The following is a 15,786-nucleotide window of genomic DNA, read 5'->3' on the forward strand; positions in this document are numbered from 1 at the left end:
GCCAGAAAACGACGGAGAACGCGCAGGCGATCACGATGCCGCGGGCCGGGTCCAGATCGTCACGCACCGGCTTTGTCCGTGTCGTCGGCAGGCGGCTTCGGTGCCTGCTTGCGGATGCGCAGCAGGAAGCCCAGCGCACCGACGAATGGGGCAATGTGGCTGACCACGGCCGGCGGCAGAAGCGCCTGCAGGTCGGTGGAATGCAGCCAGATTTCCGGGAAGGCGATGATCGCGGCGAACACGTATGTCGTGTGCCAGCGCCACCATTTGCGGACGTCGTCGACCAGTTTCATTTACTTCCCCGCCACATCGTCAGGATCACCCAGATGGCCGCGCCGGCCGTGGCCAACTGACCCAGAACCTTCACGAATCGCACCACGCCGCGCGCGGTATTCCACGCCTCGACCAGGTCGCGGACGTTGCCGGAAAGCTCGGCCACCTCGCGGCGCAGGTGGTGCACCTCCCGGCTCAAGGCTTCGGTACTCACTTCGGCCGGGTCCGTCATGCGACCGCTGCCACGGCAGCCGCGTGATTCGCCGCCCAGTCGTCGGGCCGCGGCCTGCCCGGCCGCCAGTTGCGCTGGTAGTAGGCCCAGGCCCCGGCCGCGTCCTCGATCGCCGGCAGCGGCGCCGCGTCAGTCCACAGCAGCAGACGAGCGAAGGCACAGGCCAGCTGGTCGTCGCTCAGGAACGCGGCATAGACGTCGCTGGACACCGGCGCTACCGCCTGCAGGGCACAGACGGCGCGGGCGTACTGGCGCGACGACGGGTGTTCCAGCACGCCACGGATGCCGCCGCCCTGCTCGAACTGCCACAAGCTGCGCGCGGGACCGCCGTCCTGCCTACGGGTGCGAAGGCCTGACTCCTGCATCGCGATCGCCAGCAGTTGCACGCGCGCCGGCTTGCTGTCGAACTTGCCCGGCAGCAGATGCTGGAACGTAGGCACGATGACCTGCGCCAGAACCTGCGCTGGCGTGGCGGGGAGCTGGAGCATCGTGGTTCCTGAAGGAATGCTGCGGCAGGCCATCGGCACGAAGCCCTTACCCTGCATATCCCGGTGAAATGCGCAGCAAGAGGGAGGTGGTCAGTCGGCCGGCGTGATGTCGAAGTAGTACGCCTTGCCGAGTTCGAACTGAGCGTTCGCGACAGGGTTGGTGCACAGCATCTCGAAGGTGCCGCTCGGAGTCGCTTCCTGGAAACGCTGGTCTTCCGGGATGCTGGTGTCGTACTGCGCGCTGAACTTCAGGGTTCGCGCGCCGGCATGCCAGCTATGCGTGGAAATGGTGTCGAGGCGGAACTTGGCGCGGACGGACATGGCGGTCTCCGGAAACAAAAAAGCCCCGCCGGTGAGGGCGAGGCTTCGGATGGGGGTAACTGTGCTTGTGGCGGAAACTACGCGATTGCCCCCTTGACGTCAAGTGGTTCGCTGTCGGCGTGGCGGGCGAACTCCGCGCGGTCGATCGCGTTCTCGCACTTGATCCACAACCAGCCGGCGCCGATGTTGACCAGCGCCAGATAGTCGACGGGGCGAGTCCTGGGCCGCTGCGGCTCGACGCCGTGAATCGCGAGCCGGTAGGCGTCCAGCGCGGCGATCATCAGTCGGTTGGCGTTGCGCTTGCCCAGCACACCGGTGCCCGCGGCCAGCTTGCGCGCAAGCCACGTCACGATGTCCCGCTGCCGATCGTCGATCTGCAGGGCGATGCTGTAGACGATCCACGGCCCGACGTCGCCCGGGTGCGTCTGTGCGAGCTTGAGCGCCAGCAGCATTTCGGCCTCGGCGGTCAGCTTGCGGGAGCTGAAGGGCGATCCTCCGCCGGATTCGGGCGTCTTGAAGGTGGTTGAACCGAGCAGTCGGCCCAGCCGTTCCATCAGCATCGGGCGGTCCTTGCCGAAGAGTTCGCTGGTCGTCATGAGGCCCCCTTGAGCGTGTCGTGATCGGGTTCGAACTGCAACCCCGGCGTGCGGGTGCAGCGTGGAAAGGTGCGGCCTAAGGTGGGGCAGAAGGCCTTGCCAAACGCGACCTGGCGATGCACGCAATGCGCACAGGGATCGCGGTAGACCTCGGCCAGATGCCGGCGCGCAATGGCGAACTCGGCGGAGCGTTCGGGGCGGGAGTACGGCTCATCCATGCGCGGCTTTCTCGGCCCGCGCTTCCCGCTTCAGCTTTCGCCGAAGCTCGGCCAGCTTCCCCTGCATCGCCCGGACGTGCTTGTCGGCCACGTCCAGCGGCATCAGCTTGTAATCGGCACCCATGAACACGGCGAGCTTGTCGCCGATGATGCAGACCTCGGGCTTGATCGACGGCATCAGAACAACCCCAGCGCGATCGCCGCCCATGTGAGCTTGCAGGCGACGTGGATGGCCTGATCGGTGTTGATGCCGATCCGGCTCTCGCACTTCAGGTGATCGGTGACTGCATGGATCGCCACCTCCAGTGCGCCAAGCCACCACACGCCAGTTATGACGGCAACAAAGCCGCCGTGGATGAATGCATGAGCGAGTAACGCTTGCCACCACGGCACGTAGTTCGGGCCGGTGCGCGCCTTGTTGGCTGCAAGGAAGTCTCCTTGCAGTGGGTAATCGGCCAGCGCGTGCGCAGCAATCAGCAGGAAAAGGATCATGGGAATAGCTCCGGTGCGATCGCTTCGCGCACGATCGGCGAGATCGTCACCACCACGCGGGCGCCGTGCTCGTCGGGCTCCATGCGGTCCTTCACGATCCGGTGGTGCTGCTTGTCGTCCGCCCAGGCGATGCCGTTGAGCGCGTCGCTCAGCACTTTTTCGCAGTTGCCCAGGTCGATGCACTGCACCGTGTCGGCCCAGTAGTCGGGATCCTTGCGCGCACGCTTCGCCCAGTCGAGCGGACGGTGCGGGTACAGCTGCAGCTCGATGCAGACGCGGCCAGCCAGCGGACGCACGCCGGCGGCGATCGCGAGCTTCGCGCAGTCCTCGCGGTACTGCTTCGCCTCCGGTGTGACGTACGTGAGCGCCATCTGCCGACGCGAGCCCTTCGGCGTGATGATGCGCGTCGCCCAGTAGCGGTTCGCGCTGATCGGGTACGGCAGAACGAGTGTGACGCTTTGGGGCCGCAGAATCTCGTCGCGCGCGAAGCTGGCGGAAACCTGCTCGGTCCTGATCTGAGGCGCGTTCATGCCGCGTCGCTCCGCAGCTCCGCAGCCCGCTCCTGCAGATCGGCCAGAATCACGCCCCGCTCCATGCCGGTCGCGTACGTCCCGACCATCCAGCCGGGCTGCTTGCGCTCGACCTCGCAGGCCCGGATGCCACACGGATCGAGCGCGTAGGTCTCGCCGGTATCCGCGACAACGACCAGCACGGCGGCATGCTCGATCAGCAGATCCACGATCTTGCGCGCCGCCATCGCGCAGCCGTTGCCGCGGCGGGACAGCCAGCCGATGGGCACGTTTTCGGCGTGGGGGCGGTGGTGTTTCGGGCCGGTCATATCAGTCCTCGTATCCGTTCCAGCCGCCAGCGTTCGCGCGTTTGCCGAATCCGCGGAAACCCTGACTTGGACGCGCCGGCTCCATGGGTTCATCAATCTCGGTGAATCGCTGGTGGCGGTAGTTCGCGTGCAGGTGAATGTCGCCCGTTTCGCCGTCGCGTTGCTTTTCGACGATCAGGACCAGGTGCTCGCGCTTCTCGGGGTTGGGCCGGTGCAGGAAGATCACCACGTCGGCGTCCTGCTCGATCGCGCCGGAGTCGCGCAGGGCCTTGAGCGTCGGACGATGGCCCTCGCCGTCGCGGTTGAGCTGGCTCAGCAGGATCACCGGCAGGTTCAGCTCCTTGGCCAGCGCCTTGAGCGCCCGCGTGATGATCTGCAGTGCATCGGCCGTGGAAAGGTTCTTGCCGCTCGGCGGCGTCATCTGTGTGAGGTAGTCGATGGCGATCAGGTCGAGATGCTGCGTCGCGTGCAACTGCCGGGCTCGCGCGCAGAGCGCTTCGACGGTGATGCCGGGGGTCTCGTCGATGTGCAGGGACATCTCGGCGATTTCTGCGCCGGCGTTGAGTAGCGCGCCGAAGTCGGCGTTGTCGAACAACTCAGGTCGCTTCATGCCGGCGAGGTTGACCTGCGCGACGTGGGCCTGGGCACGGTCCGCGACCTTTACCCCGGTCATCTCCAGCGAGTCGAACAGCACGTGCTTGCCGTGGCGGCAGGCGTTGATCAGCGACTGGATCACGAGAGCGGTCTTGCCCACGGACGGGCGAGCGGCCAGCACGATCAGGTCGCCGTCCTGCCAGCCGCTGGTGAGGTCGTCCAGGCCCTTGATGCTGGTCGGGATGCCGGTCATCGCGCCGTTGGCGTCCGCGCGACGCTGCAGCTCCATCACCGACGCGCGGATGTACTCGCGGATGTGCTTCACCTGGCCGATGTGCCGCGGCAGGCAGGCGCCCATGAGCTGCTGCGCCTGGCCGAGTACGTCGGGGCCGTCAAGCCGTGCGATCTGCTGCCCGGCGAGCTTCACGCGACGTGCGACAGCGGCACTGGCCACGCGGTCGGCGTAGGCGCGGACGTTCGCCGTTCGCCAACCGTCACCGGTGGCCAGGTCGAGGGCCAGCGCGCCGAGCTGCGGCACGAGGTCGCCGATGGTCACCGCGTCGAACGGGGATTCCTCGCGGGCCAGCTTCGTGATCAGCGCGTAGAGCTTCCGGTGGCCGGTGCCGGCGAAGTCGTCCGGCGTGAGCAGATCGGCGACGCGCCAGTAGGCGTCAGCGCTGCAGAGACAGGCGCCCAGTACGGCGCCCTCGGCGTGTGTGGCGTCGCTCACGCGTCACCTCGCATCGCACCGATAGCCTGGTCCATCACCTTCGCGAACCTGTCCTCCTCAAGCAGCACGTCGATGTTCTGCTTCCAGGTTGAATTATTCGGGTTCTTCTTGCGGCCGGCGAGCCAATCGTCACCGCTGCACTCGGTCCAGTACGCGGTCCAGAAACCCTCAGGGGTGTACGGCCAGCCCTGCTGTCGGCAGACCTTCCGGGCGAGCTTGCAGACGGCCAGAATGCGCTTGCGGCGCTTCGGGTTCAGGACCTGGACGGACTGGCAGTCGGGCAGCGTGGCGTTGTACGTCGCCACCACGATCCCGACCTCGTCCGTCAGTTCGCCGCCGCCATCCTCGCCGCCGAGCAGGTCACCCGGCGAATGGTTCCCCTCACACTCCTCTCCCTTCCCTTCCTCTCCCCTCCTCTCCTCTCCTCTCCTCTCCGGGGTCGAGGAGTCGTCGACCGTTCGACGAGGCATCGCTGAATTTTCGGGACGGTATGGCGGATGTTTGAACGTCGGCTTGTCGATACGCTGGTGTTGCCAGCCAGTGACGTGCAGAAAGTCCTTGTTTTCACTGGAATAAAAAACGATCAATCCATTCGACGACAACTCGTCGAGCATTCCGCGAATACTCGACGAGTCGATATCGTCTCCAGGGAAGATTTCGGCCTTGATCGTGCGGACGCTCAGCGAGTGATTCCCGGCGTCATCACAGAAATTCCAGAGCCCGATGAAAAGTAGCCGAGCGGTCGGCGAGCACTCCATCACCTGCTCGGATGACCAGAACTCGGGCTTGATCGATCGAATGCGGGCCATCAGCAGGCCCTCCTGTCCACAAGGACCGATTTGCGCGCGTTGCACGACTGACAGAGGCACTGGAGGTTGTCGGGGTGGTGGCTACCACCGTTCCGGCGCGAAAGAATGTGATCGGCGACCAGGCGACGCACGTCAGTTGATCCGCAATCGCGGCACTTCCCGCTGTCGCGATGAATGACAAACTCACGCAGCGCGGCGTGCCCTGGGCACTTGCCAGGCTTCAGTCGACCAAGAATCTGAGGAACAACCCAGCGCTTGCCGTGGTGATCCGTCCAGTAGTCACGCATTGCGGATGCGCTCCATGATGTGGCGATCCATCCGTTCGATCTGCCTTGCCGACCGCGTGTTGATTGCGTCGACCATCAGCCGCCAGTAGAAGCGCGCAAGGATCCGATCACCGGCCGCGTGGGCCGCCTTGAGCTTGTCCGCCAGGCGCCGGATGCGCCGCTCGTTCTGCCAGTCACGGAATCGCTGCATCGGGTTCATGCCGCACCGCCCTGTTTGTGCTCGTCCCGCCGCCGCTGCTGCAGCCGGTCGCGTGTGTTGAGGTAGTAGCGCTGTTCGGCGATCGCGTGCTTGCACTGGTCTGCGATCGCACGGTCCGATTCGGACAGCTCGAAGGGGATCGGATCGTCGTGGCCGTGGTCGATGATGTTCATTCGCCCCTCCTCTCGCCGCGTGGCCGAGTCACCGCGACACGCGCGAGCGTGCGCAGCGCCTCGTACTCCTCGCGCGGCACAGTGATCATTTCGTTGTCGTTGGTGTCGACGACGGCCAGGCCCAGCTCAGCCAGCACCGCGGCCACGATCGGCAGGTGCAAGCCACCCCCGTTGCCGTCGTCCTTCTTCCAGCGCGAAAGCCGCGTTGTGGTCAATCCGGAGCCTTCGGCGGTCTCCCGCTGCCCGCGCTCCGCAAGCGCCCGCAATATCGTCGTCTCGATGTTGCGGGCCGTATCGGTCGTCATGCTGCAGCCTCGACGGGATGGACATTCACGGCGTGAAAGGCGAAGCCCGCCCGGCGGTAAGCTGGAGCTGCCAAGCAACCAGACTCACCACCGGAGGGCTTCATGGAAAACGAGAAATGGCTACGCGACCACGACACGCTGCACGCGATCGCCGCGGCGCGACTGGATGCCATCGAGCATGTACTGGAGGCGCTCATACAGACGCATCCGGCGCCGGATCTGGCGCGCGGGGTATGGGAGCGCATCCACCTGTTGCCGGTGGATCAGGCTTTCGAGGGTCCCCCGACATTTCCGGAGTACCAGACGATTCTGGCGGGTCGAATGGCCCGCTGGTCCCGCGCCTTCCGCGTGGCAACAGGCGATCCCAGTCAATAGGTGCGGAATCAGCCGCCATGAAGGCTTTCAGCGCCTTGCGGAACACGTCCCGTTCGGCGCGCTCCTCCGCCGTGGGCGCGTTGAGCCAATCGCGCAGACGTGTGCGGAGGCCCACGTCAGGCCACCTCTTGGGCGTCGCCCTGCTCTGTCGGCCTGGCCTGTGGCTCGCCGAAAACATCGGGCCGCAGCTCGTAGCGCGTGACGGCGCCGTCAGTGGCTTGCTCGATCGCGATGCAGCGCTCGGCGGGTACGCGCGGCCTGTCGCCACGCTTGCGCCAGTTGCTTACGGCGGACTGGCGGACGCCGAGCTGTTCGGCCAACGCCGTGACGCCGCCCACATGGGTGATTGCTTTATCGAGAGGGTTCATGGGGTCCGATCATCACGTTTTGTGTTTCACGAGTCAACACCAATCGTGTTAGACGGCGGCGCGCCGCGGTGAATCAATGCGGCATGACCTTCGCTCAGAACCTGAAAAGACTCCGGATCGCCGCCGGCCTGACCCAGGAGCAGCTGGCGCATGCGTGCGGCTACTCGGGCCAGAGCCGAATCGGGAATTACGAATCCAGCCAACCCAAGGCGCGGCAGCCCAAGCCTGACGAACTTCCGATGATCGCCAGCGCTTTGGGCGTGAGCGTCGGCCAGCTGTTCGGGGAATCGCAGACACTGCGACTCAACCCAACAATGATCGCCGAAACGGTCTCGGCGCTACGCATCGTCTATGCCAGGCGCGGTGTCATTTTCGACGCCGCCGGCGAAGCGGACGCAACCATCTTCATCGCGGCCTACCGCATTCGAGAGCGAATGCCCCGAGCCATAAGCCAAGCCGATCTCGTCGAGAGAGTGGCGGACGTGGTCTCAATCAAGGGGGCAGAAGATGGACGAAGCGATGGTGTGCAGGTTGGTGGCGTTGATCGAGGATCGACTCGGAAGCGCGCCGGTAAAAGCTAACATTCGGGCTGTCGGAGACAGCAAGGGGAAAACTCATGAGATGGGCGCTTTTGGCGTTGATGTTCGTTCTGTGCAGCCAGGCGACTGCGCAGCAAGCGGACCACCAGCACGCTGCGCAGTTGTACCAATCCGTGGCGACCGGGCAACGAAGCATGGAGAGCCTCACGCCCCAGGAGCGGCAACAGGTGCTGCTGATCGCGCGCGCCATCCGCTCAAGCTGCAGCAGTAATTCGCACAAGTGCCAGGCCGTGTGCGATGCCGCCAACGAGCTCGAGTCCTCGTCGAGGGATCTCGCTCAATGCGCATCGCAACACGACTACAGCGACAGCTGCGACACCCAATTCAGCGAAGTGCGTGATGCGCACGATGAGTTAGAAACCGCGGTCTCCGACGCTGATGGCGACTGCGAATAACAGGGGGAATACCAGATGAAACGGACATTTTTCGTTGCACTCGCGGCCTGCGCTGCCCTTGCGACAACAACCGCGTCGATCGCTCGGAACAGCTATCGCGCGCCCAGGGTGCACACGTACACGCCGAAGGCCTACAAGGCACCAAAGCTGGGGCCGGTCTACCATCGCGGCTACGTCAACAAGTCCGGCCGCTACGTGTTGCCGCACATGCAGACCGCGCCAAACCGGACGCGGGTCGACAACTGGACGAGCAGGCCCAACGTCAATCCGTACAACGGCAAGGCGGGCACGAAAGACCCATATGCCAGCCCGGAACGTGGGCATTGATCGGTTGGCGTGGGCGCTCGGAGTCTCGTGGCTGGCATCGAGCGCCCTCGCCGCTCCTGCATTGACCGACGCCCAGGTGCGGCAAACGATCATCGAGCAGTCGATCGCGCGCTACCCCGGGGTGTGCGCCTGCCCCTACAGCACGATGCGCAGTGGCCGCCGATGCGGTGGCCGAAGCGCCTACAGCAAGCCGGGAGGGGCGGCACCGAAGTGCTTCCCGGCCGACGTAAGCGACGACGAAGTACGAGCCTGGCGAAAGTCGCACCGATGATCCCCCAGCCCGCTCCGGCGGGCTTTTTGTGGCTCTGCGAAAATAAATCACAATTTGTGTTGACAAGATAAAACACGATATGTGATGCTCTCCCCAAGCCACCAGGCCACGGGAGACAACGATGGACGTCACGTTCGTAGCAACACAGGTAGGCCGCGACTTTCGCGGTGAAGTCGTCGACCTGCGCACGCAAGAGTGCTTGATGCGCACCGGGTTCTATGCCGGCGCAGAGACCGCGGTATCGGCCGCCGCGTCGATGTGGCGCGCGAGCATGGCCAAGCGCGCGGCTGATGCTGCCGATCCGGTCGAGGTGGCGGCATGAGCACCCCGCACCCCGTCCAGACCCTCGCTCAGCGCCGCGCGATCGCCGCCTACACGTCCGCCCAGCGCGGAGCCGATGCCGCCCGGAAGGCGCAGATCGAGCTGGAGCGGCTGCTCGCGGCGAAGCGCGCCGCCGAGGAAGCCCGTGCCGCCCGCTATCAGGCGCGTCGCGAATATGCCGCCCGGTGCGCCGAGCGTGCGAGCTTCGAGCGCCGGCACAGCAACGTCACGCCGCCCCCGCTGACCCGCCGCCAGCTGCTGCTGATCGGTCTCGCATGGTGCGCCGTCATGGGCGCGACGCTGTGGCTGTGCACGGATGCCGGGATGCGGTTTCTCGCGGCGATCTGGGGGGCGAAATGAGCGCGCCGGTGAATGTGCTGGCGGTGCTTCAGTACCACGCTATCGGCTTGCGTGACGCGCCGTGGTTGACGCGGAAGCAGGCCGGTCAAGTGGCTGATGAGCTTGCGAAGGCGAGCGCGGCCGTGGCCGAGCTGATCGAGGCGGCGACCCTCGGGCTGCAATACGTCAACGATTTCAACTCGGCCTACGGCTCCACGGAACTGGACGATGTTGCGGGCCGAATCCGAACCGCACTCGCCAACGTCGGCGGTGCCGCATGACCCGCGCCGACTACTACCAGCGCCGCCACGACGCGCGCCGCGCCATTCGCGCCCGCGACCTGCTGCCACGCGACCCGTACACCACGTGGCAGGACCGTGAGCGCGCGCAGCAATGGGTGCAGGCGTGCGTCGCCCGACTCCCCGGACACGCCTACGCGCGCCCGTACGGCTTCATCGACCGGCAGACGCGGATGATGCTCTGCGCGGAGTTCCCGCGCTGGACTATGCGTCGCACCGACCTGTGGCACAAGCGCCAGCGCGAAGCCATGCGCGCGCGGATCGCCGCGATCGTCGAGCCGCTGGGCCCGTCCATCGTCGAGCAGAACATCGCTGCCGCCGAAGCGCGGAGAGTCGCGTGATGGCCGGTTATTCGGACCTCGCCTGCTACGAATCCGAAGCGGAACGCAGCGCCGTCTGCGCCGAACTGGCGCGCATGTTGCGCATCGTCCCGCTCACCCCTTCGCCTGCCCCGGCCAGCCCGTCGAGAGACGCGCTGCTGATTCCATCCCCTGGTCTTGCCGGGGCCGGCGATCCTTCTTCGGAGGTCGCGCCATGTTCCTGATCCACGCCACGCAAGCGGCAGAGTCGATCCGCGTCCCCACGAATGACGAGCGCGTCGCCGCATGGGCGGCCAAGTACTTCGGTGCCGGCTATCACCGCCGGCCGAGCAAGCCGCGCATCCGTGCCACGTCCGATCCCACTACCCACGCGCTACCTCCCGAGCGCGCGCCAGCCAGCGATTCCCCCTAGTCGCCGGCTCAACACCGAGCGCAGCGGCTGTCTGCGCACCTATTCACGCAAGGAATCGAAATGGACACCACCGAAAAGACCGCCGGTAGCAACCTGACGCAGATCGCGGAGTACAGCGAGACCGCCGCCGCCCTGGCCGACCTTCGCCAGCGTCACCAGGGCGTCGTCTACGACGTCGCGAAGCCGAAGGAGATGAAGGCCGCGAAGGAGGCCCGCGCCGAGCTGCGCACGCTGCGCACGTCGCTGGAGAAGACCCGCAAGGAGATCAAGGCGCCGGCGCTGGAGCGCTGCCGGTTGATCGACGACGAGGCCAAGCGGATCACTGCCGAGCTGGTCGCGCTGGAGGAGCCGATCGACGTGCAGATCAAGGCCGAGGAGGCGCGGGCGGAAGCCGAACGGCTGGCGAAGCTCGAAGCCGAGCGCCTGCGCGTCGAAGCGATCCAGAAGAAGATCCAGGCCATCCGCGACGTGCCGGCCTCACTGGTCGGCAAGCCGTCCGTGATCATCGCGGGCCAGCTCGCGAAGCTGCGCGAGACCACGCTGGACGAGGCCGAGCTGGGCGCCGACTACCTCACGGCTACCGATGCCCTCACCGCCGCCGTGGCGCGCGTGCAGGACTTGCTGGCGGCGCAGCAGGAGGCTGACGCGGAGAAGAAGCGCCAGGCCGAGCGCGACGCCGAGATGGAAGCCATGCGCGTGAAGATGGCCGAGCAGCAGCGGCTGATCGACGAGGCCGAGGCCGAGCGCGTCGAGCGTGAGCGCAAGGCTGCCGCCGAGGAAGCTGGCCGGATCGCGCGGGAGGCTGCCGAAAAGCGCCAGCGGGAGATCGAGGCACAGGCCGAGCTGGATCGTGTTGCCCGTGCCGAGCGCGAGGAAGCTGACCGCATCGAGCGCGAGGAACAGGATCGCATCCGCGCCGAGCAGGCCGAGGCTGATCGTATCCAGCGTGAGCAGGATGAAGCCGTCCTGCACGCCGAGCGCGAGCGCCAGGCCGCCGAGCAGCGCAAGCTGGATGAGCAGGCCGCACAGCTCAAGCGCGAGCGCGAGGCGGCGGCGAAGAAGGCCGAGGCGGATCGGCTGGCGAACCTTGGGCTGCGGGAAGCGGCGCAGGCGGTTGTCGATTACGAGGTCACCGACGCCACGCCGATCGGGGGGCTTTGGAATCTGATCGACGACCTCCGCGTCGCGCTGTCGAACGACGAGAACCGCACCGCCAAGGCTGTGACGGTGAATCGCACGAAGCGGGAGGCTCGGGTATGAACACGCTGCGCGACGATTTCGCAAAAGCCGCGATGCACGCCGAACTAATCACTTGCGGCGTTCCCGGCGAACCTTGCGACGCGTTGATTGAAGCGGCGGAACAGGCTGGCCGAAGCGTCGAAGGACAGGTCGCGTGGAATGCTTACCGCATGGCCGACGCCATGCTCGCCGAAAGGGAAGATTCCGAGGAAGAGCATCCCGGCGAAGAAGTGGCTCGCCAGTCGATGGAGCGTGCTCACGGGGTTATTGGCACATGAACGCCCAGCTCGCCCCGCTTTCGGAAACCCGCGGCTACATCGGCGGCGGCAACATCGCCGGCATCCTCGGCCTGTCGCCGTTCCGCACGCCGCTCGACGAATACCTGCTGATAGTCAATGAGCTGCAGGACGAGCTGACGCCGGAGAAGGCCGAGTTCTTCGAGGACCGCCGCGACCTGGAGCCGTGGCTGGCCAAGAAGTTCACGCGTCGCACCGGCCTACAGGTGGTTCGCACGAATGTCCGCTATCAGGATGCCGAGTTCGAGTGGGCGCGGGCCGAGATCGACTTCGAGCCCGAAGACGGCAGCAACGGGGAAACGAAGAGTGTGCACCCGAACGCGGTCGGCGCGTGGGGCGATCCCGATGCCGGCGAAGAGCCGCCGCTGTACGTCACCGCGCAGGCGATGTGGGGTATGGGCGTCAAGCCGGCTCCGCAATGCTACGTGCAGGCCATGGTCGGCTTCGACAAGCACCTGGTGTACCGCGTGGAGCGCGACGACGAACTGATCGCCGAGATTCGCGCCCAGGCCGAGCGGTTCTGGAAGTACCACGTCCTGCCGCGCCGCCCGCCGCCGCCGACCAATGTCGAGGATCTGCTGCGCCTGTACCCGCGCGGCACCGGCCGAGCCGTCGAGGCCGACACCGAGACGCAACTGGCCATGACCGAGCTGCACGCCCTTCGCCAGCGCATCAAGTTGCTGGAGGCGCAGAAGGCCGTGGAGGAATTCAAGGTCAAGGGCTTCATGCGCGACGCCACGACCCTCACCGCCGGCGGCATCGCTATCGCCACCTGGAAGCCTCGCAGCGACGGCGTGCGCGTTTTCAACCTCAAAAAATAACCCGATCTATAACCGGAGCACCACCACATGGCACAGACACTCAAGCAAGCCGTACAAGGCCAGTCCACCGGCACCGCCGTCGCTACCAATGACCCCAGCCACAAGACCCTCGCCCACCTGCTCACTGATCCGAAGATCAAGGCACAGATGGCGCTCGCCTTGCCCAAGCACATGACGGCCGACCGGCTGGCGCGCATCGCACTGACCGAGATTCGCAAGGTGCCGAAGCTGGCACAGTGCGACCAGACCAGCTTTCTCGGCGCGATCATGCAGGTGGCGGCGCTGGGCCTGGAGCCGGGCGGCGCGCTGGGCCACGCCTACCTGATCCCGTTCGACAAGCGCGGCAAGGTCGGCGGCGAGTGGCGCGTGATCGGCACCGAGGTGCAACTGATCATCGGCTACCGCGGCATGATCGACCTCGCCCGCCGCTCCGGCCAAATCGTCAGCCTGTCGGCGCGCATCGTCTATGCGAAGGACAAATTCAGCTACACGTTCGGTCTGGACGAGACGCTGGAGCATGTCCCGTACGAAGGCACCGACCCCGGCGAGATGACCCATGTCTATGCCGTCGCCAAGCTGGTCGGCGGCGGCGTGCAGTTCGAGGTCATGAGCCGGGCGAAGGTCGAGCAGACCCGCGACGGCAGCCAGGGCTATCAGGCCGCAGTGAAGTCGGCGGAGAAGTACAAGAAGGCGGTCGATAGCCCGTGGTCGAACCACTTCGACGAGATGGCGAAGAAGACCGTCATCCGCCAGTTGTTCAAGTACCTGCCGGTCTCGATCGAGATCCAGCGCGCCGTGGGCCTGGACGAGCAAGCCGATGCCGGCCTGTCGCAGCACAACGCGCTGGTCATCGACGGCGACTACCGCGTCGAGACGCACGACGAGCAGCCCACCGGCGACGAGCCGCAGCGCGTCGAAACCGGCCCCGACATCTCCGCGCAGGAGATCCACGACGCCATCGCGAACGCCACCGACAAGGACGCGCTCGATGCCGCGGTCGATCTGATCAGTCTGTTGCCGGAGAGCGAGCGCAAGCCGCTGTATGACCTGGGCGTGGTCGCGTCCGGGAAGTTCAGCGAGTAACCGAACCCTGAAGCGGCGAACGGCTGCTCTGCCCCTGCGGAACCATTCCCGGCCTTGTCCGGGTAGCCGCAGGGATCCACCAGCGCCGGATGACGTAACCGGCACCCATCCCAACACGCCCGGCCGGCGTAACCGGCCACCCTTTCCCACTGGAGCGCCACCCATGACCGGCCCCATCCCGAACTGCCCGCAACCCGAAACGCCGATCCGCGAACGGGCGTGGAGTGATGCGCAGATCACCCGTGCCGCCCGCGCGCTTTGCAAAGACGCATCGGACGTCTGCGGAGTGGATAACGAGGATAACTGGAAGTTCTACAGCGAGGACTTCCGCAAACAGGCCGTGATCGCATTGACGGCTGCCGGAGCCGCGCCATGACCCAGAAATTCACCGCCGAGGAAGTGCGGAAAATAGCCACGAATTTGGATGAGCTGGTGGCCCCAATTACGCTCGAAGAAAATATTGTTCTGAATCGTGCAGCTGCGGCGTTGCGCGCCTACGCCGACACCCTGAGCAAGCCAGCCGACAGCGGGCGGGTGGGGGATGAGATGGTGGAGCGAGCGTGTCTCGCGTACATCGCCGCAGACCTTCACCTGCTTGCCGGCGCGGTCGATCTCATGCGCGAGCCGATGCGCGTCGCCCTATCTGCCGCCCTCGCCGCGCAGGATGAGGTGAAACCCGAGCGCTGCACAGCATGCGGACGGGCAGCCGACGCCGTGTGTGATGGACTAGACGACAACGGGTTGGGTTGCACGAATGCCCTCGCCGCGCAGGGCCAGGGTGAGGCGGTGGCGACGTTGGCGCAGATGGCTGATGACCTGCAGGCAATCATCGACGGCGAGCGCCCGCGCCTCAACAAGACGGAAATGCGGGACTACGTGCTGGACTTGCGGACAGTGCAGGGCAAGGCTGGTGGGTACGCGCCACTGTCACCCGCCGGGGTGCCGGATGGATGCATACCCGTACCGCGTTCATTGGTCGAACGGTGGGCCAACGTCGATGCGTTCAATGCGCCCGTAGGTGCGGCGATGGAGCTGAAAGTTATCGCCGTCCAACAACCCACCCAGCCCGAGGGAGAGTGACCATGCAACCCAAGCCATGCGCCCGGTGCGCGCAGATGCCCTACATCAGCCCCGGTTTCATCTGTCACACCGAGGGATGCCGATGGGCGATCACGGCCGAAATGATCCGTCAGCCGAAGGAGAGTGACATGGCCGAGAAGATGACGCTTGAGCAGGTACGGGACTGGCATCGCAAAATGGAGGTGCTGTTAGCAAAAGCGGGCTCACTCTCGGCGGGAGCGGCTCGTCACAAAGCGGCCGCCGACGCCATCGACGCCCACCTCGCCCAGCCAGCGCAGGCGGTGGATGCCTTGCAAGACGCCATATTCCAGATCGCCGAACGCTTAGGCGAAGTTCGCGATCCAGACATGGACGACATGTCATGGCATACACAGCTGATTGCACGAGCGCAGTATTTAGTAGATGCGCAGGCGGTGGATGTAGGGGCGATCCGGGAGGTAATTGCGCAACTGCAATGCACAGATGAAACGGGACTAGATGCAGAGCCCTGTTATCAACTCGGAGAGAAGCTCACCCGCGCCATCGGCAACGCGCAGGCGGAGGGGTGGACTCGCGTTGGCACGCTCACGCTGCAGCGGTGGAAGGGCATTGATTCGATGCTCAACACGGACTTCGATTACGCGGGCGACTTGCCGGACGGAGATTACCAAGTGTTTGTGCAGACCCCGCCCCAGCCCGAGGAATGA

General features: G+C 65.7%; 34 protein-coding genes. 17 read left to right on the forward strand and 17 right to left on the reverse strand.

The window, feature by feature from the left end; all coding sequences use genetic code 11:
- Nucleotides 1-59: 59 nt before the first annotated feature.
- From ACFCQI_RS01660 to ACFCQI_RS01735, 16 genes are all read right to left on the reverse strand, one after another.
- The gene (locus ACFCQI_RS01660; RefSeq protein WP_395119648.1) at nt 60-293 is read right to left on the reverse strand and encodes a hypothetical protein; all 234 of its coding nucleotides are present in this window, start codon (nt 291-293) and stop codon (nt 60-62) included.
- Nucleotides 290-505 (reverse strand): hypothetical protein, encoded by a 216-nt coding sequence (locus ACFCQI_RS01665; protein ID WP_395119649.1) that lies wholly within the window; start codon nt 503-505, stop codon nt 290-292. Before ACFCQI_RS01665 ends, ACFCQI_RS01660 begins: the two co-directional genes overlap by 4 nt.
- Complete coding sequence (locus ACFCQI_RS01670) at nt 502-993, reverse strand: hypothetical protein (RefSeq protein WP_395119650.1); 492 nt, start codon at nt 991-993, stop codon at nt 502-504. The genes ACFCQI_RS01665 and ACFCQI_RS01670 overlap by 4 nt, the downstream gene beginning before the upstream one ends.
- Nucleotides 994-1,083: 90 nt before the next feature.
- Nucleotides 1,084-1,314, reverse strand: a complete 231-nt coding sequence (locus tag ACFCQI_RS01675; protein WP_395119651.1) for a hypothetical protein — start codon at nt 1,312-1,314, stop codon at nt 1,084-1,086.
- Between the two features lie 77 nt (nt 1,315-1,391).
- The gene (locus ACFCQI_RS01680; protein ID WP_395119652.1) at nt 1,392-1,910 is read right to left on the reverse strand and encodes a hypothetical protein; all 519 of its coding nucleotides are present in this window, start codon (nt 1,908-1,910) and stop codon (nt 1,392-1,394) included.
- The gene (locus ACFCQI_RS01685) at nt 1,907-2,128 is read right to left on the reverse strand and encodes a hypothetical protein (protein WP_395119653.1); all 222 of its coding nucleotides are present in this window, start codon (nt 2,126-2,128) and stop codon (nt 1,907-1,909) included. Before ACFCQI_RS01685 ends, ACFCQI_RS01680 begins: the two co-directional genes overlap by 4 nt.
- Complete coding sequence (locus ACFCQI_RS01690) at nt 2,121-2,306, reverse strand: hypothetical protein (RefSeq protein WP_395119654.1); 186 nt, start codon at nt 2,304-2,306, stop codon at nt 2,121-2,123. The genes ACFCQI_RS01685 and ACFCQI_RS01690 overlap by 8 nt, the downstream gene beginning before the upstream one ends.
- The gene (locus tag ACFCQI_RS01695) at nt 2,306-2,620 is read right to left on the reverse strand and encodes a DUF3307 domain-containing protein (protein ID WP_395119655.1); all 315 of its coding nucleotides are present in this window, start codon (nt 2,618-2,620) and stop codon (nt 2,306-2,308) included. The genes ACFCQI_RS01690 and ACFCQI_RS01695 overlap by 1 nt, the downstream gene beginning before the upstream one ends.
- A complete protein-coding gene (locus ACFCQI_RS01700) occupies nt 2,617-3,150 on the reverse strand; it encodes a RusA family crossover junction endodeoxyribonuclease (RefSeq protein WP_395119656.1) in 534 nt (177 codons plus the stop codon). Before ACFCQI_RS01700 ends, ACFCQI_RS01695 begins: the two co-directional genes overlap by 4 nt.
- On the reverse strand, nt 3,147-3,458 hold the full coding sequence (locus tag ACFCQI_RS01705) for a hypothetical protein (RefSeq protein WP_395119657.1): 312 nt from the start codon (nt 3,456-3,458) through the stop codon (nt 3,147-3,149). Before ACFCQI_RS01705 ends, ACFCQI_RS01700 begins: the two co-directional genes overlap by 4 nt.
- A 1-nt stretch (nt 3,459) precedes the next feature.
- Nucleotides 3,460-4,782 (reverse strand): replicative DNA helicase, encoded by a 1,323-nt coding sequence (locus tag ACFCQI_RS01710; RefSeq protein WP_395119658.1) that lies wholly within the window; start codon nt 4,780-4,782, stop codon nt 3,460-3,462.
- Nucleotides 4,779-5,591 (reverse strand): hypothetical protein, encoded by an 813-nt coding sequence (locus tag ACFCQI_RS01715; protein ID WP_395119659.1) that lies wholly within the window; start codon nt 5,589-5,591, stop codon nt 4,779-4,781. The genes ACFCQI_RS01710 and ACFCQI_RS01715 overlap by 4 nt, the downstream gene beginning before the upstream one ends.
- On the reverse strand, nt 5,591-5,878 hold the full coding sequence (locus tag ACFCQI_RS01720; protein WP_395119660.1) for an HNH endonuclease: 288 nt from the start codon (nt 5,876-5,878) through the stop codon (nt 5,591-5,593). The genes ACFCQI_RS01715 and ACFCQI_RS01720 overlap by 1 nt, the downstream gene beginning before the upstream one ends.
- The gene (locus ACFCQI_RS01725) at nt 5,871-6,068 is read right to left on the reverse strand and encodes a hypothetical protein (RefSeq protein ID WP_395119661.1); all 198 of its coding nucleotides are present in this window, start codon (nt 6,066-6,068) and stop codon (nt 5,871-5,873) included. Before ACFCQI_RS01725 ends, ACFCQI_RS01720 begins: the two co-directional genes overlap by 8 nt.
- A 5-nt stretch (nt 6,069-6,073) precedes the next feature.
- Nucleotides 6,074-6,250: a hypothetical protein gene (locus ACFCQI_RS01730; RefSeq protein WP_395119662.1), complete on the reverse strand. Its 177-nt coding sequence runs from the start codon at nt 6,248-6,250 to the stop codon at nt 6,074-6,076.
- Complete coding sequence (locus tag ACFCQI_RS01735) at nt 6,247-6,555, reverse strand: CII family transcriptional regulator (protein ID WP_395119663.1); 309 nt, start codon at nt 6,553-6,555, stop codon at nt 6,247-6,249. Before ACFCQI_RS01735 ends, ACFCQI_RS01730 begins: the two co-directional genes overlap by 4 nt.
- A gap of 102 nt (nt 6,556-6,657) precedes the next feature.
- Between ACFCQI_RS01735 and ACFCQI_RS01740 the strand changes: the two genes are divergently transcribed.
- On the forward strand, nt 6,658-6,930 hold the full coding sequence (locus ACFCQI_RS01740; protein WP_395119664.1) for a hypothetical protein: 273 nt from the start codon (nt 6,658-6,660) through the stop codon (nt 6,928-6,930).
- A gap of 116 nt (nt 6,931-7,046) precedes the next feature.
- Here ACFCQI_RS01740 and ACFCQI_RS01745 read toward each other — a convergent pair whose 3' ends face one another.
- Nucleotides 7,047-7,298 (reverse strand): transcriptional regulator, encoded by a 252-nt coding sequence (locus tag ACFCQI_RS01745; protein WP_395119665.1) that lies wholly within the window; start codon nt 7,296-7,298, stop codon nt 7,047-7,049.
- 83 nt (nt 7,299-7,381) lie between these two features.
- On the opposite strand from ACFCQI_RS01745, the gene ACFCQI_RS01750 reads away from it, so the two are divergent.
- The 16 genes from ACFCQI_RS01750 (at nt 7,382) to ACFCQI_RS01825 (ending at nt 15,786) form a co-directional block, all read left to right on the forward strand.
- The gene (locus ACFCQI_RS01750) at nt 7,382-7,879 is read left to right on the forward strand and encodes a helix-turn-helix domain-containing protein (protein ID WP_395119666.1); all 498 of its coding nucleotides are present in this window, start codon (nt 7,382-7,384) and stop codon (nt 7,877-7,879) included.
- A gap of 35 nt (nt 7,880-7,914) precedes the next feature.
- Entirely contained in the window at nt 7,915-8,292 is a 378-nt protein-coding gene (locus ACFCQI_RS01755; RefSeq protein ID WP_395119667.1) for a hypothetical protein, read from the forward strand.
- Nucleotides 8,293-8,307: 15 nt separating this feature from the next.
- Entirely contained in the window at nt 8,308-8,619 is a 312-nt protein-coding gene (locus tag ACFCQI_RS01760; protein ID WP_395119668.1) for a hypothetical protein, read from the forward strand.
- 392 nt (nt 8,620-9,011) lie between these two features.
- Complete coding sequence (locus ACFCQI_RS01765) at nt 9,012-9,212, forward strand: hypothetical protein (RefSeq protein ID WP_395119669.1); 201 nt, start codon at nt 9,012-9,014, stop codon at nt 9,210-9,212.
- Nucleotides 9,209-9,571 (forward strand): hypothetical protein, encoded by a 363-nt coding sequence (locus ACFCQI_RS01770; RefSeq protein WP_395119670.1) that lies wholly within the window; start codon nt 9,209-9,211, stop codon nt 9,569-9,571. Before ACFCQI_RS01765 ends, ACFCQI_RS01770 begins: the two co-directional genes overlap by 4 nt.
- Nucleotides 9,568-9,831, forward strand: a complete 264-nt coding sequence (locus ACFCQI_RS01775; protein WP_395119671.1) for a hypothetical protein — start codon at nt 9,568-9,570, stop codon at nt 9,829-9,831. The genes ACFCQI_RS01770 and ACFCQI_RS01775 overlap by 4 nt, the downstream gene beginning before the upstream one ends.
- Entirely contained in the window at nt 9,828-10,190 is a 363-nt protein-coding gene (locus ACFCQI_RS01780; RefSeq protein ID WP_395119672.1) for a hypothetical protein, read from the forward strand. The genes ACFCQI_RS01775 and ACFCQI_RS01780 overlap by 4 nt, the downstream gene beginning before the upstream one ends.
- Entirely contained in the window at nt 10,187-10,393 is a 207-nt protein-coding gene (locus ACFCQI_RS01785) for a hypothetical protein (RefSeq protein WP_395119673.1), read from the forward strand. Before ACFCQI_RS01780 ends, ACFCQI_RS01785 begins: the two co-directional genes overlap by 4 nt.
- Entirely contained in the window at nt 10,384-10,581 is a 198-nt protein-coding gene (locus ACFCQI_RS01790; RefSeq protein ID WP_395119674.1) for a hypothetical protein, read from the forward strand. The genes ACFCQI_RS01785 and ACFCQI_RS01790 overlap by 10 nt, the downstream gene beginning before the upstream one ends.
- A gap of 60 nt (nt 10,582-10,641) precedes the next feature.
- Nucleotides 10,642-11,841 (forward strand): hypothetical protein, encoded by a 1,200-nt coding sequence (locus ACFCQI_RS01795; RefSeq protein ID WP_395119675.1) that lies wholly within the window; start codon nt 10,642-10,644, stop codon nt 11,839-11,841.
- A complete protein-coding gene (locus ACFCQI_RS01800; protein WP_395119676.1) occupies nt 11,838-12,098 on the forward strand; it encodes a hypothetical protein in 261 nt (86 codons plus the stop codon). The genes ACFCQI_RS01795 and ACFCQI_RS01800 overlap by 4 nt, the downstream gene beginning before the upstream one ends.
- Nucleotides 12,095-12,937: a YqaJ viral recombinase family protein gene (locus ACFCQI_RS01805; protein WP_395119677.1), complete on the forward strand. Its 843-nt coding sequence runs from the start codon at nt 12,095-12,097 to the stop codon at nt 12,935-12,937. The genes ACFCQI_RS01800 and ACFCQI_RS01805 overlap by 4 nt, the downstream gene beginning before the upstream one ends.
- A 27-nt stretch (nt 12,938-12,964) precedes the next feature.
- Entirely contained in the window at nt 12,965-14,020 is a 1,056-nt protein-coding gene (gene recT / locus ACFCQI_RS01810) for a recombination protein RecT (RefSeq protein WP_395119678.1), read from the forward strand.
- 163 nt (nt 14,021-14,183) lie between these two features.
- The gene (locus ACFCQI_RS01815) at nt 14,184-14,396 is read left to right on the forward strand and encodes a hypothetical protein (protein WP_395119679.1); all 213 of its coding nucleotides are present in this window, start codon (nt 14,184-14,186) and stop codon (nt 14,394-14,396) included.
- Nucleotides 14,393-15,100 carry a hypothetical protein gene (locus ACFCQI_RS01820; protein WP_395119680.1) on the forward strand — a complete coding sequence of 236 codons (708 nt, stop codon included), beginning with the start codon at nt 14,393-14,395 and terminating at the stop codon, nt 15,098-15,100. The genes ACFCQI_RS01815 and ACFCQI_RS01820 overlap by 4 nt, the downstream gene beginning before the upstream one ends.
- 35 nt (nt 15,101-15,135) lie before the next feature.
- On the forward strand, nt 15,136-15,786 hold the full coding sequence (locus ACFCQI_RS01825) for a hypothetical protein (RefSeq protein WP_395119681.1): 651 nt from the start codon (nt 15,136-15,138) through the stop codon (nt 15,784-15,786).

The sequence above is a fragment of the Rhodanobacter sp. FW102-FHT14D06 genome, from assembly GCF_043950705.1.
Lineage (GTDB): Bacteria > Pseudomonadota > Gammaproteobacteria > Xanthomonadales > Rhodanobacteraceae > Rhodanobacter.

Bases quoted from the DNA above. Each gene is read 5' to 3' on its own strand.
- ACFCQI_RS01750 (WP_395119666.1), top strand. From the start codon at position 7,382: ATGACCTTCGCTCAGAACCTGAAAAGACTCCGGATCGCCGCCGGCCTG.
- ACFCQI_RS01805 (WP_395119677.1), top strand. From the start codon at position 12,095: ATGAACGCCCAGCTCGCCCCGCTTTCGGAAACCCGCGGCTACATCGGC.
- ACFCQI_RS01775 (WP_395119671.1), top strand. From the start codon at position 9,568: ATGAGCGCGCCGGTGAATGTGCTGGCGGTGCTTCAGTACCACGCTATC.
- ACFCQI_RS01800 (WP_395119676.1), top strand. From the start codon at position 11,838: ATGAACACGCTGCGCGACGATTTCGCAAAAGCCGCGATGCACGCCGAA.
- ACFCQI_RS01685 (WP_395119653.1), bottom strand. From the start codon at position 2,128: ATGGATGAGCCGTACTCCCGCCCCGAACGCTCCGCCGAGTTCGCCATT.
- ACFCQI_RS01795 (WP_395119675.1), top strand. From the start codon at position 10,642: ATGGACACCACCGAAAAGACCGCCGGTAGCAACCTGACGCAGATCGCG.
- ACFCQI_RS01665 (WP_395119649.1), bottom strand. From the start codon at position 505: ATGACGGACCCGGCCGAAGTGAGTACCGAAGCCTTGAGCCGGGAGGTG.
- ACFCQI_RS01725 (WP_395119661.1), bottom strand. From the start codon at position 6,068: ATGCAGCGATTCCGTGACTGGCAGAACGAGCGGCGCATCCGGCGCCTG.
- ACFCQI_RS01780 (WP_395119672.1), top strand. From the start codon at position 9,828: ATGACCCGCGCCGACTACTACCAGCGCCGCCACGACGCGCGCCGCGCC.
- ACFCQI_RS01770 (WP_395119670.1), top strand. From the start codon at position 9,209: ATGAGCACCCCGCACCCCGTCCAGACCCTCGCTCAGCGCCGCGCGATC.
- ACFCQI_RS01790 (WP_395119674.1), top strand. From the start codon at position 10,384: ATGTTCCTGATCCACGCCACGCAAGCGGCAGAGTCGATCCGCGTCCCC.
- ACFCQI_RS01670 (WP_395119650.1), bottom strand. From the start codon at position 993: ATGCTCCAGCTCCCCGCCACGCCAGCGCAGGTTCTGGCGCAGGTCATC.
- ACFCQI_RS01755 (WP_395119667.1), top strand. From the start codon at position 7,915: ATGAGATGGGCGCTTTTGGCGTTGATGTTCGTTCTGTGCAGCCAGGCG.
- ACFCQI_RS01675 (WP_395119651.1), bottom strand. From the start codon at position 1,314: ATGTCCGTCCGCGCCAAGTTCCGCCTCGACACCATTTCCACGCATAGC.
- ACFCQI_RS01705 (WP_395119657.1), bottom strand. From the start codon at position 3,458: ATGACCGGCCCGAAACACCACCGCCCCCACGCCGAAAACGTGCCCATC.
- ACFCQI_RS01735 (WP_395119663.1), bottom strand. From the start codon at position 6,555: ATGACGACCGATACGGCCCGCAACATCGAGACGACGATATTGCGGGCG.
- ACFCQI_RS01660 (WP_395119648.1), bottom strand. From the start codon at position 293: ATGAAACTGGTCGACGACGTCCGCAAATGGTGGCGCTGGCACACGACA.
- ACFCQI_RS01680 (WP_395119652.1), bottom strand. From the start codon at position 1,910: ATGACGACCAGCGAACTCTTCGGCAAGGACCGCCCGATGCTGATGGAA.
- ACFCQI_RS01720 (WP_395119660.1), bottom strand. From the start codon at position 5,878: ATGCGTGACTACTGGACGGATCACCACGGCAAGCGCTGGGTTGTTCCT.
- ACFCQI_RS01695 (WP_395119655.1), bottom strand. From the start codon at position 2,620: ATGATCCTTTTCCTGCTGATTGCTGCGCACGCGCTGGCCGATTACCCA.
- ACFCQI_RS01765 (WP_395119669.1), top strand. From the start codon at position 9,012: ATGGACGTCACGTTCGTAGCAACACAGGTAGGCCGCGACTTTCGCGGT.
- ACFCQI_RS01715 (WP_395119659.1), bottom strand. From the start codon at position 5,591: ATGGCCCGCATTCGATCGATCAAGCCCGAGTTCTGGTCATCCGAGCAG.
- ACFCQI_RS01730 (WP_395119662.1), bottom strand. From the start codon at position 6,250: ATGAACATCATCGACCACGGCCACGACGATCCGATCCCCTTCGAGCTG.
- ACFCQI_RS01740 (WP_395119664.1), top strand. From the start codon at position 6,658: ATGGAAAACGAGAAATGGCTACGCGACCACGACACGCTGCACGCGATC.
- ACFCQI_RS01815 (WP_395119679.1), top strand. From the start codon at position 14,184: ATGACCGGCCCCATCCCGAACTGCCCGCAACCCGAAACGCCGATCCGC.
- ACFCQI_RS01745 (WP_395119665.1), bottom strand. From the start codon at position 7,298: ATGAACCCTCTCGATAAAGCAATCACCCATGTGGGCGGCGTCACGGCG.
- ACFCQI_RS01760 (WP_395119668.1), top strand. From the start codon at position 8,308: ATGAAACGGACATTTTTCGTTGCACTCGCGGCCTGCGCTGCCCTTGCG.
- ACFCQI_RS01690 (WP_395119654.1), bottom strand. From the start codon at position 2,306: ATGCCGTCGATCAAGCCCGAGGTCTGCATCATCGGCGACAAGCTCGCC.
- ACFCQI_RS01825 (WP_395119681.1), top strand. From the start codon at position 15,136: ATGCCCTACATCAGCCCCGGTTTCATCTGTCACACCGAGGGATGCCGA.
- ACFCQI_RS01700 (WP_395119656.1), bottom strand. From the start codon at position 3,150: ATGAACGCGCCTCAGATCAGGACCGAGCAGGTTTCCGCCAGCTTCGCG.
- recT (WP_395119678.1), top strand. From the start codon at position 12,965: ATGGCACAGACACTCAAGCAAGCCGTACAAGGCCAGTCCACCGGCACC.
- ACFCQI_RS01820 (WP_395119680.1), top strand. From the start codon at position 14,393: ATGACCCAGAAATTCACCGCCGAGGAAGTGCGGAAAATAGCCACGAAT.